Origin of the sequence: Qipengyuania sp. NPDC077563, from assembly GCF_044901345.1 — a bacterium.
Lineage (GTDB): Bacteria > Pseudomonadota > Alphaproteobacteria > Sphingomonadales > Sphingomonadaceae > Qipengyuania > Qipengyuania aestuarii.
In genome coordinates this window covers 145,221-157,957 of sequence record NZ_JBJDPC010000004.1, presented here as the reverse complement: position 1 = coordinate 157,957, position 12,737 = coordinate 145,221, and the positions used below count along the sequence as shown (strand labels likewise).

At 61.3% G+C, this 12,737-nt stretch carries 17 protein-coding genes; 5 read left to right on the top strand and 12 right to left on the bottom strand.

Annotated features, from left to right (window positions below):
- Window positions 1–22 precede the first annotated feature (22 nt).
- The 5 genes from pdeM to ACI2I1_RS15210 all read left to right on the top strand — a co-directional run bounded on the left by pdeM (window position 23) and on the right by ACI2I1_RS15210 (window position 4,503).
- Window positions 23–727, top strand: a complete 705-nt coding sequence (gene pdeM, locus ACI2I1_RS15230) for a ligase-associated DNA damage response endonuclease PdeM (protein WP_404679800.1) — start codon at window positions 23–25, stop codon at window positions 725–727.
- Window positions 728–877: 150 nt separating this feature from the next.
- A complete protein-coding gene (gene infC, locus ACI2I1_RS15225; RefSeq protein ID WP_221543263.1) occupies window positions 878–1,396 on the top strand; it encodes a translation initiation factor IF-3 in 519 nt (172 codons plus the stop codon).
- A gap of 29 nt (window positions 1,397–1,425) precedes the next feature.
- Complete coding sequence (locus ACI2I1_RS15220) at window positions 1,426–2,061, top strand: hypothetical protein (RefSeq protein WP_404679799.1); 636 nt, start codon at window positions 1,426–1,428, stop codon at window positions 2,059–2,061.
- 244 nt (window positions 2,062–2,305) lie between these two features.
- Complete coding sequence (locus ACI2I1_RS15215; protein WP_221543265.1) at window positions 2,306–3,613, top strand: cystathionine gamma-synthase family protein; 1,308 nt, start codon at window positions 2,306–2,308, stop codon at window positions 3,611–3,613.
- 92 nt (window positions 3,614–3,705) lie between these two features.
- Entirely contained in the window at window positions 3,706–4,503 is a 798-nt protein-coding gene (locus ACI2I1_RS15210; RefSeq protein WP_404679798.1) for a RimK family alpha-L-glutamate ligase, read from the top strand.
- 6 nt (window positions 4,504–4,509) lie between these two features.
- On the opposite strand, the gene ACI2I1_RS15205 is transcribed toward ACI2I1_RS15210, so the two are convergent.
- The 12 genes from ACI2I1_RS15205 to hisF form a co-directional block, all read right to left on the bottom strand.
- The gene (locus tag ACI2I1_RS15205; RefSeq protein ID WP_404679797.1) at window positions 4,510–5,499 is read right to left on the bottom strand and encodes an energy transducer TonB; all 990 of its coding nucleotides are present in this window, start codon (window positions 5,497–5,499) and stop codon (window positions 4,510–4,512) included.
- A 196-nt stretch (window positions 5,500–5,695) separates the two neighbouring features.
- Entirely contained in the window at window positions 5,696–5,971 is a 276-nt protein-coding gene (locus ACI2I1_RS15200; RefSeq protein WP_404679796.1) for a PilZ domain-containing protein, read from the bottom strand.
- Window positions 5,972–6,061: 90 nt separating this feature from the next.
- Complete coding sequence (locus ACI2I1_RS15195) at window positions 6,062–6,595, bottom strand: J domain-containing protein (protein ID WP_224812231.1); 534 nt, start codon at window positions 6,593–6,595, stop codon at window positions 6,062–6,064.
- Window positions 6,596–6,754: 159 nt separating this feature from the next.
- The gene (pal, locus tag ACI2I1_RS15190; protein ID WP_221543269.1) at window positions 6,755–7,267 is read right to left on the bottom strand and encodes a peptidoglycan-associated lipoprotein Pal; all 513 of its coding nucleotides are present in this window, start codon (window positions 7,265–7,267) and stop codon (window positions 6,755–6,757) included.
- A gap of 79 nt (window positions 7,268–7,346) precedes the next feature.
- Window positions 7,347–8,729: a Tol-Pal system beta propeller repeat protein TolB gene (tolB, locus tag ACI2I1_RS15185; protein ID WP_404679795.1), complete on the bottom strand. Its 1,383-nt coding sequence runs from the start codon at window positions 8,727–8,729 to the stop codon at window positions 7,347–7,349.
- Complete coding sequence (locus ACI2I1_RS15180; RefSeq protein ID WP_404679794.1) at window positions 8,726–9,535, bottom strand: energy transducer TonB; 810 nt, start codon at window positions 9,533–9,535, stop codon at window positions 8,726–8,728. Before ACI2I1_RS15180 ends, tolB begins: the two co-directional genes overlap by 4 nt.
- A 9-nt stretch (window positions 9,536–9,544) precedes the next feature.
- Window positions 9,545–10,024, bottom strand: a complete 480-nt coding sequence (locus ACI2I1_RS15175) for an ExbD/TolR family protein (RefSeq protein WP_404679793.1) — start codon at window positions 10,022–10,024, stop codon at window positions 9,545–9,547.
- A 1-nt stretch (window position 10,025) separates the two neighbouring features.
- Entirely contained in the window at window positions 10,026–10,724 is a 699-nt protein-coding gene (gene tolQ, locus ACI2I1_RS15170) for a protein TolQ (protein WP_404679792.1), read from the bottom strand.
- Window positions 10,724–11,191, bottom strand: coding sequence for a YbgC/FadM family acyl-CoA thioesterase (locus ACI2I1_RS15165; protein ID WP_404679791.1), 468 nt, complete (start codon window positions 11,189–11,191; stop codon window positions 10,724–10,726). The genes tolQ and ACI2I1_RS15165 overlap by 1 nt, the downstream gene beginning before the upstream one ends.
- Window positions 11,192–11,249: 58 nt before the next feature.
- Window positions 11,250–11,630: a histidine triad nucleotide-binding protein gene (locus ACI2I1_RS15160; protein WP_221543275.1), complete on the bottom strand. Its 381-nt coding sequence runs from the start codon at window positions 11,628–11,630 to the stop codon at window positions 11,250–11,252.
- Complete coding sequence (locus ACI2I1_RS15155) at window positions 11,630–11,944, bottom strand: phosphoribosyl-ATP diphosphatase (RefSeq protein WP_404679790.1); 315 nt, start codon at window positions 11,942–11,944, stop codon at window positions 11,630–11,632. The genes ACI2I1_RS15160 and ACI2I1_RS15155 overlap by 1 nt, the downstream gene beginning before the upstream one ends.
- Before the next feature lie 19 nt (window positions 11,945–11,963).
- On the bottom strand, window positions 11,964–12,737 hold the full coding sequence (gene hisF / locus ACI2I1_RS15150; RefSeq protein WP_221543277.1) for an imidazole glycerol phosphate synthase subunit HisF: 774 nt from the start codon (window positions 12,735–12,737) through the stop codon (window positions 11,964–11,966).

The following is a 12,737-nucleotide window of genomic DNA, read 5'->3' as shown; positions in this document are numbered from 1 at the left end:
GCCCACGCGGCAATAGCGGTACATGGTTCCCCTTTCGTTCGCAGGCCAGGAATGGTTCCTGACAGAAGGTCGCGCGCTCTACTGGCCGCGTGAGCATGCTCTGCTGGTCGCCGACCTGCATCTCGAAAAGGGCAGCTTCTTTGCCGGCCACGGGCAGATGATCCCGCCCTACGACAGCCGCGAGACGCTGGAACGCGTTGCGCTGGCCATTCGCGAAACCGGAGCACGGCGTGTCATTACGCTGGGTGACAATTTCCACGATTCGAAAGGTTCCGCCCGGCTCGAACCTCATGCCTGCGGTATGCTCGAAGCGCTGACCAAGGCAGTCGACTGGGTTTGGATCACTGGCAATCACGATCCCGACATGGAGGCTCGCTGCGGCGGAACGCTGGTGGAAGAGCTGGAAATCGGCGGCACGATCCTTCGTCACCGCGCGCAAAAGGGTGAAACGCGTCCCGAGCTATCAGGGCATTACCACCCGCGCCTGCAGTTGACAGTTCACCGCCGCCACATCCGCCGTCCCTGCGCCGTAGTAAGCGCGAATGAAGGCACCGATGGCAAGCCTTCCGGCCGCATGATCCTGCCCGCATTCGGAGCGTACACCGGCGGCATGAACGCTGCCGATCCGGCCATCCTGAGGGCGCTGCAGCCGGCGGACACGATCGACGCAGTAGTTCCAGCCAAGGGTCGGCTGGCCCGCTTCAATCTATGGTCGAACGCTGCGTGATAGCCACGCCGCCGCGCAAAACCGGGCCTTAGAATCCGAACCCCTTTGCGAATCTGCGGAACAGTGCCTACATCGGGGCATTCTGAACGAAGATGTACATCCAGAAGTAACCAAGGAGATTACCCCATAGCCCGTCCACCCCGGCGCAGCATGCAAATGCCCGTGAAAAGCGGCCCGCGCTACGACAACATGATCAATGTCCCCAAGGTCCGCGTGATCGATCACGAAGGCGAAAACCTTGGGGTGATGTACACCCGCGAAGCGACCGAGCAGGCCAATGAACTGGGCCTCAACCTCGTCGAAGTGTCTCCCAATGCGGACCCGCCGGTGTGCAAGTTCCTCGATGTCGGCAAATATCGCTTCGAGGCGCAGAAGAAGGCCAACCTGCAGCGTAAGACGCAGAAGACGCAGGAAATCAAAGAGATCAAGATGCGTCCCAACATCGATGATCACGATTACGACGTGAAAATGCGTAATGTGAACAAGTTCATCGAGAACGGCGACAAGGTGAAGTGCACCCTGCGCTTCCGCGGCCGTGAAATGGCGCACCAGCAGTTGGGCATGGATCTATTGAACCGCGTACGCGACGATATGGAAGAGACTGCAAAGGTCGAAAGCTTCCCACGTCTCGAAGGCCGTCAGATGGTGATGGTGCTCGCGCCGAAATAGGCAAGTAAAGCCTTTCATTGCATACTATAGTGATCGGGGAACGATTGATATCGTTTCCCGATTATCTTTTCATGAAAGCAAAAGCACCTATCGTCATCGCACTTGGCTGTTTAGGTCTCGCCGCCTGTGATTCCAGCAGTGTCGATGGGCAGCCAGATCCCCGATCTGATCAGCACGCCAGGGCGGACGAAATGTCTGCTGCACCGCCGCCCGCTCCTGTTTCCAGCGGTCAGCCCAACAGTCGTGTTAATGACGGCTACCCCGATCTCACGCCGCCCCCACTTTCTCCCGAAGCCGAAAAGACTGAAAAAGGTGCGCGCAATATCGCCACTTCCTTTGCCCGTGCAATCGAACTGAAGGAATTCGATCAAGCCTGGGCGATGCTGGACGATGCGAGCAAGCGGAAGTGGCCCAAGACGCAATGGGCCGGCCACTTCGCTGACCTCGCGGACATTTCCGTTGCCGTCGACAACGGCCGCATGGAAGGCGCAGCCGGCTCGAGCTATTACACAGCTCCGCTGAACATCACCGCGACGGATACATCGGGACGGCCGGTCAATTATGACGGCGAGCTAATCCTGAAGCGGGTCAATGATGTTCCAGGGGCCACTGCTGAGCAATTGCGCTGGCACGTCGACAGCCTGTCACTGGACTGGACCCACTAAGCTCCAGCTATTGAGTGGTTGCTTTTTGGCCTTATCCGAACTTCTTCACCTCACGAGCGACCGGGTCCATTTTTCTAGCCGGTTTCATCTCAGTTGAAACCAGCGAGGAACCGACATAGAGGCTGGCGCATACCGGCTATGCGGCGGAGATGCGTTCCTGCGGAGGTTAGGAACGGGTGCCCCGCACCGACCATCAGCTCCCGCCTTCCTGGGAGCGAGACATCAGGAAGGATGCTCCAAGCGTATGAGCGACAACGATATCGATCCCACCAGCCCCCGCATGGCTCCAAAGCCCGAAGTCACCAAGATTGCGGGACGCGAACTCAAGCCCAGCACGCTGATGATGGGCCACGGCTTCGACCCCACGCTATCCGAAGGTAGCCTTAAGCCGCCGATCTTTCTGACTTCAACCTTCGCATTTCCCAGCGCCGCCGATGGCAAGCGCCATTTCGAAGGCATCACCGGCAAGCGTCCGGGCGGCGCGGACGGCCTCGTCTATTCGCGTTTCAACGCGCCCAACCAGGAAATCCTCGAAGACCGCCTGTCGGTCTGGGACGGGGCGGAAGACGCGCTTTCCTTCTCCAGCGGCATGACCGCGATCTGCGTGCTGATGCTTGCCTATGCCAGCAAGGGCGACGTAATCGTGCATTCTGGACCGCTCTACGCTGCTACCGAAGGCTTCGTGGCGAAGTGGATGTCGCGCTGGGGCATCGATTATGTCGACTTTCCCGCCGGTGCCACGCGCGAGGAAATCGACGGGGTTCTGGCCAAGGCCAAGGACATGGCAGATGAGAACGGCGGCAAGGTCGCGATGGTCTATCTCGAAAGTCCGGGCAATCCGACCAATGCTCTGGTAGATATCGAAGCGGTGCGCGCCTCCGTAGACGCCGCCGGGCTCGAATGCCCGATCTCCATCGACAATACCTTCCTCGGCCCACTGTGGCAGCGCCCGCTGGAACATGGCGCGGACATCGTCTGCTATTCGCTGACCAAGTATGTCGGCGGCCATTCGGACCTCGTCGCCGGCTCCATCGCAGGCGCGAAAAAGTGGATGGACCCGGTGCGCATGTTGCGTAACACCATGGGCGGGATCTGCGATCCGAACACCGCCTGGATGCTCTGCCGCAGCCTTGAAACGGTCGAACTGCGCATGAGCCGCGCGGGCGAGAATGCCGCGAAGGTGTGCGATTTCCTGTCGAAGCATGATAAGGTCGAAGGTCTCGGCTATCTCGGCATGATCAAGGACAAGCGCCAGCAGGACATTTATGACCGCCACTGTCTCGGTGCAGGGTCTACCTTCTCACTGCTGCTGAAGGGCGGCGAGGCGGAATGCTTCCGCTTCCTCGACAGCCTCAAGATCGCCAAGCTCGCGGTCAGCCTCGGCGGGACGGAAACGCTGGCAAGCCATCCGGCATCGATGACCCACCTGTCGGTCGCAGAAGGGCGCCGCGCTGAACTGGGCATATCGGACAATCTCGTGCGTATATCGATCGGCATCGAAGATGCCGACGACCTCATCGCCGACTTCGAACAGGCGCTGGAGGCAGTCTGATCCGCATCGGTTTTCTGGCCTGCGCGGATACGCTGCCCGGCGGCGGTCCGCGCAGGGGCGATGCCTTTGAACACGATCTCGAGGTCGGCGCATTGCGTCCCGCCTTCGAGGCGGCAGGGCTGAAGCTGGTCGAAATCGACTGGCGGGCCCCGCTGGAGGACTTTGCCGATATTGCGCTCGTGCTGCTCGGGACGGCTTGGGATTATCAGGATCACTTCGGCGACTTCGTTGCGAAACTGGAAGCGCTGGAAGCGCGCGGCATCAGAGTATGCAATCCGTCACAAGTCGTGCGCTGGAACGGCGACAAGCGGTACCTGAAGCAACTCGGTGATGCCGGGGTGACCACTATCCCGACCTTGTGGTTCGACGAGGTAAAAAGCAGCGATGTCGCCATCGCGCTCGACGCCTTCGAAGCGACACGCGTGGTCGTGAAGCGCCAGATCGGCGCGGGCGGACTTGGCCAGCACAGCTTCGGCCAAGACGCCCTACCCCAGCCCGGATGGCGCATGGGTCAACCGGCGATGATCCAGCCATTCCTGCCCAGCGTGGTCGAGGAAGGGGAATATACCTTCGTTTTCATCGATGGCGAATACAGCCACGGCGTCCTGAAACGCGCTGCCGAGGGTGAATATCGCATCCAGTCACTATATGGTGGCATCGAACATGCGTTCGAGCCGCAGCCCGAGGATCTGGCCCAGGCCAGCGCCGTATTCGCCGCATTGCCCTTTGACGATATGCTCTACTGCCGCGTGGACATGGCCCGGCTGCCTTCGGGTGAACTGGCAGTGATGGAAGCGGAAGCCATCGAACCTTACCTTTATCCCGAACAGGCAAGTGACTTGGGAGAGAGGATGGCAGCTGCTGTTACCCGGCGTCTGCAAAGCCCTTGACGAGCATCAATCCGGCTGGCTGTCTCCGGACTGATCCAGCGAGCCCCTTTCGTCGGGAAGAACGTAAGATACCAGCGTCGTACAATTAGTCGCGCCCTTCCCGTCGGCTTCATATTTGGCTCGTCTAATCATCATCTCCGCAGCCGTACCGAAAGCGCTGGCCGGCTGAGCATCGACCACTTCGACGTTTCCAGTTTCTCCCCACGAAGCGACATCGTAACGGACCAGCGCCCAGCCTTCGATCAGCCGCCGTTCAAACGCTTCCGGATAGCGCAGGACCGGAGGGAAGTCCCAGTCGGGCAAGCCTTCGCAGGACCCGTCGGACTGGGGTTTCTCTGGCGCAGGCAACCGCACAGGATTGCGCCAATAGGGATAAAGGCAGCCGGATTTGGGCGTGCCACTTGCGAAGCGCGATTCGCTGATCGCTGTGAGACCCGCATCATCCAGCGTCTCATTGCCAGTACTTGCCACCACCTTTACCGCCCGTGTTTCACCATCCTCACCAATGTCGAACCCGATCAGCGTCCAAGCGCGCGCGCCGGGCTTGCCTGGAAGCTTCGCGAACTCCGGCATCACCGTGACCAATTGCTGGGGGCGAGGCGCCTTGGCGCACTCGGTCGAACCATATACGCGGTCCCACACCTCTCTCGGCGGCCTTGGGCCATCTGGCGAGATACTGAGCGAAATCAACTCGGCAAAGGGCGCTTGCTCGACCGTGGCGGTGCTTGCGCGGTAACTTATGCGGCAATCCTCGGCTGGCATGCCAGCCTCAAATCGGCTCCCGGCCAAAGCAGCGGGCGCATCTGCGAAGGTCCGCTCGGATCCGCTGGCCCAGTCGATCGAATGTGGACGCCCCTCATCGTCGATTGCGAAAGCAAGCGTCAGGAGGTCATCGCCATTCCGCAGATTGCCGAAGACCGTATTGAACGGTCGCAAAATATCCCCAGCCCGTGGGGCAGCGCCATTCGCACATTCCACTTCGCCAGGAAACCACATGGCGATCTCCGTTGGATTGTTTTGAGGAATTTTAACTACTGGCGGAGGGACAGTTGCAGCAACGAGCGTGAACAAAAGCGAAGAGATATAAGCTGTAAAAGCCATGCCGATCCCCGATTAGCAGGCTTGAAGCGTAGAATAGTTAGTATTGCCGTCAACTCGATTTTTCGAGCGTCGTAAAACGGATCAGCAAAGCTCAGATTTCCAGCACCTTTCGCGCTGCAGGACTGAGTTTGTGCATGCAACGCACCCCTGCTTCGCCGCCCTGAACCCAAACGATTTGTCCGGCTAGATCGGTTTGTTCGTCGAGCTCGAAGAAGATCGTCGTGCCCTTGTTCACATAGCCGTCGAACAGTTGGATGCGGCAGCCGGTGTCGGAAATGTCGCAAAGAATTGCCTGGGCCCGGTCCACGGGAATTCGGCAATGCAAAACGATATCGGTCCCGCGGCGGACATTTGTGCGTGCCTTCATCACACCCTCCCAGCTTCCGGTGGCTGATATCGCCGGACCCCCGAAAGAAGGATTAATGTCGCGTTGATACAAGCTGGGCGCCGGAGGGGCTCACCCCTTCCATTCGCGCCGCTCTTCGGCCGATTTCAGAATTTCGTACGCGAGTTGGTATTTCTGGAAAGCCTCGGCTGCGTCCTTGTCGCCCGGCTTCACATCCGGATGCACGGCTTTGGCCTTGACCCGCCACGCCTTTTTGACTGCCGCGAAATCCGCATCGGATTCCAGTTCGAGCACCTCCAGCGCGCGCATTTCATCGGCCGAACGGCTGCCATCGCCAGCGCCGCCCCAGCCATAATGCTGCGCTTCGGCATAGCCAGCGTTCTCCGCCTGCTCGCTCTTGGTGCGCGCTTCCTTCTCCGCCTTGTCCAGCCCTTCGAAATAATCCCACTTGGAATTGTATTCCGCCGCATGCTTCTGGCAGAAATACCAGCGCTCGGGGCTGTTGGGCGATTTGGGGGCTGGGCAATCGCCGCGCTCTTCGCAGCCATAGCGATCGCACAGCCGCACGGTGGCGGCTTCGCGGCTTTCTTCGTAACCACGCCAGCGGGGGAAGCCCCAGTCGTTCGAACGCCGTGCTTTCGCCATCAGCGGAGCGGCGCATTTTTATGGGATAAGGCGGGCATAGGCGCCAATTTAGGGATACTGGCGGTATTGGCAAGGAAAGGCGGCCCTTTTCGCGGGAGACGCCCAAACAAAAAGCCCCGGCGCTGGGGCCGGGGCTCGATGTAGGTTAACCGATAAAGATCAGTTGATCGTCACCGTAGCTGCGCGGCGGTTCTGCGCCCATGCAGATTCGTTCGAGCCAAGCGCGACCGGACGCTCCTTGCCGTAGCTGATCGTACGGATGCGGGAGGCCGGGATACCGAGCGATACGAGGTAGTTCTTGGCCGAATTGGCGCGACGTTCGCCAAGGGCGAGGTTGTATTCACGCGTACCGCGCTCGTCGGCATGACCTTCGATGGTGAAGGTGACGCTGGGGTACTGGTTGAAATACTGCGCCTGACGCTGGAGCTTGGCGCTGTCTTCTGCGTCGATGTTGTACTGATCGGTGTCGAAATAGACGATGGAGTTCGCCTGACCGACAGCCTGCAGGAAATGCTCCATGCTGCCCACGCCGGGCGCTGTCGTCGTTGGCGTCGGGGTCGGCGTAGTGTTGTCGACCGGCGGTGGCGGAATTTCTTCCGGAGCTTTCTTCTGGCAGGCTGCCAGCGCAAGCGCCGACGTCATGATCATTGCAGTAGCAAAACGGGTATTCATAAAGCTGTCCCCTTTTAAACAGCGGTGGAATTCTTTTTAGGCCCCGGACTTAACCGTCCCCATGAATAGACCAATGATCTTAAGGCAGGATCGGTCCCCAGGCCGGATCCGAGGCATCGACCGGGGTCGGCAGGCTCCGCTCGTTCTCACCGGTCAGGTCGACCTGCCACAGCGAAGTCTTGCCCGTGTTGCGTTCGGTGCGGAAGAACTGGATGATGCGGCCGTTGGGCGCCCAGGTCGGCGCTTCATCCTGCCAGCCACGCGTCAACGTGCGGACATTGCCGCCCGACGGGGTCATGACTGATACATTGAAGCTGCTGGAATTGGTGAAGGCGATCTGGTCACCGCGCGGGCTCCATTCTGGCGTCGCGCAGCGCGAGCCGCCAAAGCTGATCCGGCGCTGGTTCGCACCGTCGGAATTCATCACGTAGCACTGCTGCGCGCCCGAACGGTCGCTTTCGAAAACGATGCTTCTGCCGTCGGGCGAATAGGACCCGCCGATGTCGATGCCGGGAGTGTCGGTCAGCCGTTCGCTGCGGCCGCCCTGCGCGGAAACACGATAGATATCCGTATTGCCGCCAACGGCCATGGAATAGAGGATCCAGCGACCGTCCGGGCTCCAGCGCGGCGCGAAGGTCGGATTTTCGCTCTGGGTGACCAGCGTCTGTTTTCCGGTGCCGATGTCGTAGACATAAATGCGCGGATTGCCGTCGACATAGCTCAGATAGACCAGCTTCTTGTAATCGGGCGAATAGCGCGGCGTCAGCGCAGTGGAGCGGCCGGTGGTGATGAAGCGGTGGTTCGCACCATCGCTGTCCATGATGGCGAGGCGCTTGGTGCGGTTATCCTTAGGGCCGGTTTCCGCAATATAGGCGATACGGCTGTCGAAGAACGGGCTTTCCCCGGTCAGGCGCGAATAGACGAGATCGGCGCACTTATGCGCAGCGCGGCGCCAGTCGGCGGGAGCAACAACCCAACCTTCGGCGACAAGGCGCTGCTGCAGAGCCATATCGTAGAGATAGCAGCCGACGGTCAGCCGGTCATCGCTCCGCGCGCGGACATAGCCGTGGACCAGCATTTCCGCCCCGCGCACTCCCCAAGTCGACCAGACCGGCGCCGTGATGTTGGCGAAACTCGGCTTAGGCAGGGAATCTGGCCCGGTCGGCTTGAACAGCCCGTTGTTGCGCAGATCGGACGTGATCACGCGGGCAAGTTCGAGACCCAGCGCTTCGGTGCCGTTGGCGTTCGCAGGAGTGGGCGCATTGCGATCAGTGGCGAAGGCGGGGATGGCGATGCCGAGATCGTCAAGATTGCCTTCGAAGCTGACCGAGCCGGTAAGCCCCTCCTCTTCCTCGATCGTCTCTACCTCCTGGCCTTCGCCGATCGGCTCTCCAAGATCCTGGTTCTGCGCTGCAAGCGGGCTGGCCGCGAACGCGAGGGTGGCGATGATGAGCTTTTTCATTGGGCTAGTCTCCAATCGAAGCTGAAGGGGCCGACGACCTTCCAGGCTTCGTAATATTCTTCGGGAAGATTGAAGGGGGCAGCAAGCTGGACCGCGCGGATCGCCTGCTCGGCATGGCGGCTGGCCTGCGCCCTGTTGGTATCGTTGATCCCGGTCTGCCGCACGACTGTCGGCCTGCCGGAAAGGCTACCGTCGCTATTCAGGCGAAACCGTAGAAAGGTCGTGATCTGTTCGACTTCGGGCCCGCTGGGCGGTTGCCAATGGGGCTTTATGTCGCGGGCAATCGACTGCACCAGCGAAGCCTTTGTGCTCGCCCCGATCTTGGAAGCCGGCGTGCGCGTCTCAGTGGTCGTGGTGCTGTCTCCCGCCCCGGCGAGGAAGTCACTGCCGATCGCAGAGCCGCCGCCCTTTTCCGCGGCCTTGGGCTTGGGCTGCGGCTTGGCCGTTTCGCGCGGCTTCTCACGGCGTGGCTGAGACTTTTGCGCAGGGGCTGGCACGGGGGACTGGACCTTGGGCCTAGGTCGCTCGACTACCGGTTCGCTCGGTGCTTCAAGTATTTCCGGAGTGGGTGCGGGCACATCGGACAGGGTTGGGGCGATGGCTGCCGCGCTTTCGGGCACAGGATCGGGTGCTGTCGATTCCAGGCCGACATCTTCTGCCAGGCTGACCACCATGCGTTCGGGCTTGGTAATCGGGGGCGTTTCCTGCAGCGCCTGGATCACCAGTCCTGCCAGGACCACCAGATGCAGCGTAACGGCCACGATCAACCCGCTGCGCTCTTCTCCCCTGATGCCGACTGCTGCCATGATCGCTGGCTATTCCCCGGTTCCTGAACCGCTGTTGACCAGCGCGCGTTCCTGCCCGCCATTGGTCACCAGCGATATGCGATTGAGCCCGGCACGGTTGAGCTCTCCCATCACAGCCATCACGCGCCCGTAACCGAGCGCACGGTCGGCGCGCAGTGTCACATCCGGTCCGTCGCCAGTCTGCGGAATCGATTCCAGGGCCTGCGGCAATTCGCCGACCGGAACCTGATTGTCGTCGATGTAGACATAGCCATCGCTGTCGATGCTGATGGCGACCTGCTGCTGTTCCTGCGGCAGCGCGTCGGCCCGGCTGTCGGGCAGCTGGATGGGAACGCCTGCCGTCAACAACGGCGCCGTCACCATGAATATGATCAGCAGCACTAGCATGACGTCGACGAAAGGCGTGACGTTGATTTCGGCCATGGGCCGCCGCCCGCCGCGTCCGCGCCGGCGACGGGTGCCTTTGCCGGAGGCTAGGCTCATCGCCATGTTAGCGCTGCTCCAACTGGCGGCTGAAGCTGGCGTGCAGCTTGTCGGAGAAGCGGGTCAGGCGGATTTCGAACCGCTCGACCGAATGGCTGAAGCGGTTATAGGCGATCACCGCCGGAATGGCGGCGAACAGGCCGATGGCCGTGGCAAAGAGCGCTTCGGAAATACCGGGGGCGACGACTGCCAGTGACGAGCTTTCCTGTGCGCCTATCTGGAAAAAGCTGTTCATGATGCCCCAGACCGTGCCGAACAGGCCGACGAAGGGAGCCACGGAGCCGACGGTGGCAAGGAAGTTGAGCCGTTCCGCCACCTCGTCAGCTTCCTGCGCGACCTGGCTTTCCATGGCTGCGGCGATCCGGTTGCGCAGCGCCTCGCGATCACGGATTTCGCCCTTCGTCGAACGGCGCCATTCGGCCACGCCCGCTTGCGCGACGCGGGCGGAAGGAAGGTCCTTATTGCCCCGCTCGCTCATGAAGCGGTCGAACTGGTCGGCCTGCCAGAATTCGGTTTCGTAGCGCGTCTGGGCGGATTTCATCCGGCTCATGCGCAGCGTGAAGGAGATGATGATGGTCCAGACCCAGATGCTGGCAAGGATCAGGCCCGCCATCACGGCCTGCACCACGATATCGGCATCGAGGAAAAGCTGGACCGGATCGAGCCGGGTCGGCGCGGCAATCGCGATTAGGGATAAAGTCGTCATCAATCCTCAGTCGTATCGACAAAACGCGCGAAAGCTTCGCGCCATGGGGCAGGCTGGCGGATTGGCCGCCCGCCCGGTGAAACGAAGCCGACGCGCAAATGTGCCTCGGCCAGCAATTCGTCGCCGCGCGAAGCTGTCTGGTGCATTCGGCAGGATGCAGCCTTCAATTCCGTGCAGCGGGTCTCGATGACAATGTCGTCGTCGAGCTTTGCAGGACGCAAATATTTGAGGTTAATCTCGGAAACGGCATAAGCGCCGCCGCCTTCCTCGATGGCGGCCCGCTGGTCTATCTCCAGTCGGCGCAGCAAATCGGAGCGGGCGCGTTCGAACCAGCGCAGATAGTTGGCGTGATAGACGATGCCGGAAAGGTCGGTGTCCTCGTAATAGGTACGCACCGCATAGAGATGCCGGTCGCCGTCGATTACGCCGTCGGGGGTGTTGGGCCTCACGTCCATAGGCGCCCGCATCTAGCGCACCGCCCGAACAGCGCGCAATCGCAAACGACGAAGCGACTCTTGGGCGCGACTAACGACGCGCAATCATCGGGCCGAGCGGTTCACCCCCGAAGAGATGGACATGCAGATGGGGAACTTCCTGTCCGCCATGCGCGCCGACATTGGCCATCATCCGGTATCCCGGCTCGACCAGCCCCTTGTCCCGCGCCACCTTTCCAACGGCGCGCACGAAACCGGCAATTTCCTCCGCCCCGGCCTTGGCACTGAAATCGTCCCAGCTGACATAGCGCCCCTTGGGGATCACCAGCGTGTGCACTTCGGCCTGCGGATTGATGTCCTCGAAGGCGTAGGCCCAATCGTCCTCGTAAACCTTGGTCGAAGGAATTTCACCGCGCAGGATCTTGGCGAAGATATTCTCGTCATCGTAGGGCTTCGTCGCGTCGATCGGCATCAGGCACTCCTGCTCGCTTTTTCGTCAAGGCCAGAAACTCCCTCGCGCCGGTCCAGTTCGGCCATGACTTCATCCAGCGCCACGCCCTTCTTCTGCAGCAGCACCACCAGATGCATCAGCAGATCGGCGCTTTCCGACACCAGTTCCTCGCGCGGCCCGCTCATCGCGGCGATCACGGTTTCGACGGCCTCTTCGCCCACTTTCTGGGCAATCTTGGCCAGCCCCTTGCTATTGAGCCTCGCGACATAGCTTTCATCGGGCGAGGCGGTGAGCCGCTTGGCGATAGTGGCTTCGAGGCGGGTCAACGTATCCATGTTCGGCATCCTACGGTCTTCAGCCGCGCGCAGGCAAGCCTGCGGCACGCAGAGCGCGATGTGCCTCGCCGATCGAGTGCTGTCCGAAATGAAAGATCGAGGCGGCCAGGACCGCGCTCGCATGCCCCTGAGTGACGCCCTCCACCAGATGATCGAGCGTACCCACGCCGCCGCTGGCGATCACGGGAACCGACACACTGTCGGCAATCGCGCGGGTCAGTTCGAGATCATAGCCCTGCTTCGTCCCGTCACCGTCCATGGAGGTAACAAGCAGTTCGCCCGCGCCGAGCTCGGCCAGGCGCTGCGCATGCTCCACCGCATCGATGCCAGTCGGCTTACGGCCCCCATGCGTGTAGATTTCCCAGCCGCGAAAGCCCTCGCCCTCGGTCCGTGCGCGCGCATCGACTGAAGCGACAACACACTGGCTGCCGAATTTCTCGGCGATTTCGCGCACCAGTTCGGGCCGCGAGACGGCGGCGGAATTCACCGCGACCTTGTCCGCCCCTGCCAGCAGCAGCGCGCGCGCATCCTCGACACTGCGCACCCCGCCGCCGACCGTCAGCGGCATGAAGCACACCGCCGCCGTACGCTGCACCATGTCGAGCAGCGTGCCGCGCCCTTCATGGCTGGCGGAAATGTCGAGGAAGCACAGTTCGTCCGCCCCGGCGCGGTCATAGGCTTGCGCCTGCTCCACCGGATCGCCCGCATCCTTGAGATCGACGAAATTGACCCCCTTCACCACGCGCCCATCGCGCACGTCGAGGCAGGGAATGACTCGGATGCGGACGGTCAT